This window comes from Nostoc cf. edaphicum LEGE 07299 (assembly GCF_015207245.1).
Taxonomy (GTDB): Bacteria; Cyanobacteriota; Cyanobacteriia; order Cyanobacteriales; family Nostocaceae; genus Nostoc; species Nostoc edaphicum_B.
In genome coordinates this window covers 1-2,986 of sequence record NZ_JADEXF010000838.1, presented here as the reverse complement: position 1 = coordinate 2,986, position 2,986 = coordinate 1, and the positions used below count along the sequence as shown (strand labels likewise).

The window sequence follows — 2,986 nt, the reverse complement described above, 5'->3', positions numbered from 1 at the left end:
GTATAAGGGGTTCGCAGTTGTCCGGTCGATAGAAAATCAGGATTGAGTGTGACAATGATAGATCCAATTTCCGGTGTTTCTCCCCGCATACACATATCGATCAAATTCGTGAATACATCCGATGTATTCCACTCATTTGTTGTTGGCTGGGAACGGGCAACCCGCACATATCCCTCAAAGTTGACAGTGAACTCACCAATATTTGGCACTAAAAAGCTGTCGGTAGAGGTGATACCTAAGTTGTCGATTCCAGGTGCAGGAGGAGTATATGGTTCAACTTTTTGTGGAGGATACAAATACTCCAATTTGCTGAGATCAATTTCTGGCCCCCACGCTATTTTTTTGCTTTGACGATCATTCAAAATTTCAGTGCTAGTCATAATGTGTCTCCTGTAAAGAAAGTCGTGTGAATTAGCTGGCGCGTGGTATTCAAAATGGGTGCTTTTAAAAATGATTAGACTGAATGGATGGTAGGTTTACCTGGACAACACGACAACCCCGATTCATCAGGAATACCATCCATATCACTATCCAATTCACCTGAAACCGTAGAATAAACATTGCGCGAATTGAGGTCAATGTAACCATCTTCATCCCAATCGTTCAGCTTGCCTTTGAACGTGCCAGAGATAAACACATTGGTGAGTGGACCTGTTACAGGATCGTGTAATGTTGAGAGAATGCCATTCCCCGGTCGGAGAATGTCTTCTAAAGATTTACCCGCTAACTCTTGCACATTGGTGTAACCCCAACCCTGGAAGCGTCCTCGCACATAGCGAATCGCATCTGCACCCCGAATCTTGAAGCGGTTGTCTAAATACCAGCAGCCTTGCCGTGCAAATCCAATTAGGGCATCCCGCACACCCTGTGACGGATCATCTGCCCGACCAGACAGGTAAAAAGGACGCTGCACTTGCGACTCGAAATAGAAATTACCGCGATCAGGACGGGTTCTTTCTGTAAAGCCTCGGAACAGGTAGTTATCAATGTGCAAACTGCCATCTGCATGTAGTCCGGAAATAGCCTTAGCGATAACTAACTGCCGTTCACGGGTTTCCACATTGGGACAAGCATGAGCCTGTCCGTAGACCCGTGCCAGTCCTTGTGGTGCAAGCGACAACTTACCCCATAGTTGGTTTGTTTCATCCAGGCGAATGTACAGATCGCAGTGAATCAACAGGAAAATCGTTTCATCAAAGGTTCTTCCAGGCGTGTAGCGACAGTTGCGATTGTCGAAGGCTGGATCGCCGCTTTGGAGTTCTGAGACAAACAATTTCGCCCATTCGGCAATTTCTGGATCGGCGTCTTTGCTAAACTTCTGTAAGCCTTGAATTGCTTGAATCCCACCTAGTTTTTCAATTGCCCACAGTGCATCCCAGCGAACCTCACGATTGGCATCATGCTCAACCACTTGGCAGAGTAATTCAATCGCATCAGCTTCATTGCGATCAACATACTCATACAATGCCTGTTCACGCATTGCAGGATCGGGATGGCTGAGTGCCTGTCGCTGCAATTCCTCACTGGTACGGGAGTCAAGCCGCATGGAAACGCGATCGAGGGCATACCCAAAATCACTTGCCCAAGCTGCCGGATCGCCAACGATGTAGCGGGGTTCTGTATAACTGAGCGTTGATTGGTATGCAAGTTCAAGAACTTTCCGCTGCTCAGGAGTATGGAGTACAACCGGAAGCTCATTTAGGCCATTTCCAGGTTGATTCTCTTGTGTTGCTGGAGATTCTCCATTCCTTTGCAGATTTGATTTATTACAAAGGTCAATTGCCATTGGTTGTTTTCCTCCTAATAAATTGAGGTATGCGTCCTAACTTCCGCTCTCATCATGAAGCTGCTTGCTTTGAAGTAGTGAAGTCGATTTGAGCAATGGGCTATTCTTGACTTGGGAATCGATTGAGCATGAAAACAGTTGGCAGTATCCAATCCCATCATTGGTTTTCACACTTATGATATTACTAACGGGTAGAGTGGCTGCTTCTTTGAAATTGCTTAAGTTAAGTGGGCAGGAAAATTCCTAAATGCGTAACGAAAAGTTAACCAGAGCAATTGTCAAAATGAGCAATTTCGGAGAAGTATGAATTCTCTAGTAGAGTACATCATGAGTTGATACCAATCATCCATGCTGGTTTTTCAGCACCCCAAAGAATAAAAATAGGCATTTTATCTTCAGACCAATTCCGAATATGTCTGTACTAAATCCAATTCTATTCTACTTAAGCACCGTACAAATTAACCATAATGTGTATTATTCTCTTCGGTTGTTTCAGGCGCTTCGCATCACGCTGATTTACTCGCTTTCTTTGCGTAGGCATAGCCCGTCTTAGACATCGCTGGGTGCTAAATATTGAACCCCCTTAATTGTCCCGCAATTCCCCTCACCGCCAAACTTCGTGGTGGCGGGAGTACCCTTGCGGAAATCTAGATGGCTAAAATACCCAAATCACGTGTAGTACTTATGTACGATGCGGAAGTCCTGTTCTAAGCGAGTTGAAATACTAGGCGAATGGTGACACATTACTGTCTAAACCAACGTGGTATGAGTCATTAGTGCCAAAATTGAGAACTAAGGCTTAGAAAGTTATTTGCATTTTGATTACTCTCTAAGGCAAGCAAGTTATGTCTCTACGTTCTCTGCGTTTTATAATCCTCAATAAAACTCTAACTCCAAATCCAAAAAAACATCGCTTACTTAAGGCCTCAACTGAGATTGATCATTCATCTTCTGAAAACGAACCAAAATCATTTTCCTCTTTCTCAGTTCAAGAGAAGAGAACAAACAGAAATAATTATTCCATAGTTCAGGCAAAAATTCCCATTTTTGAAGTTTTAGTCTTGTTAATGTTTATTACTTCACTTATTTCTGGCAGCTGGTATTTTTACTCAGAAATGAGAACATTTTTATTATCTGATTTTGTTAAAGTTTTTCGTACTCTTAAATAAGTTTTATACATAAGTTAATACTGCATAAATC

General features: G+C 43.0%; 3 protein-coding genes. 1 reads left to right on the top strand and 2 read right to left on the bottom strand.

Going from position 1 to position 2,986, the window contains the following annotated elements:
• Both IQ229_RS21455 and IQ229_RS21450 read right to left on the bottom strand, forming a co-directional pair.
• On the bottom strand, window positions 1–380 hold a 380-nt coding region (locus IQ229_RS21455), incomplete at its 3' end, for a DUF6073 family protein (RefSeq protein ID WP_228013635.1).
• Window positions 381–454: 74 nt separating this feature from the next.
• Entirely contained in the window at window positions 455–1,786 is a 1,332-nt protein-coding gene (locus IQ229_RS21450) for a HEAT repeat domain-containing protein (RefSeq protein WP_194047194.1), read from the bottom strand.
• A gap of 845 nt (window positions 1,787–2,631) precedes the next feature.
• On the opposite strand from IQ229_RS21450, the gene IQ229_RS21445 reads away from it, so the two are divergent.
• On the top strand, window positions 2,632–2,955 hold the full coding sequence (locus IQ229_RS21445) for a hypothetical protein (RefSeq protein WP_194047192.1): 324 nt from the start codon (window positions 2,632–2,634) through the stop codon (window positions 2,953–2,955).
• The last annotated feature ends 31 nt before the right edge of the window (window positions 2,956–2,986 follow it).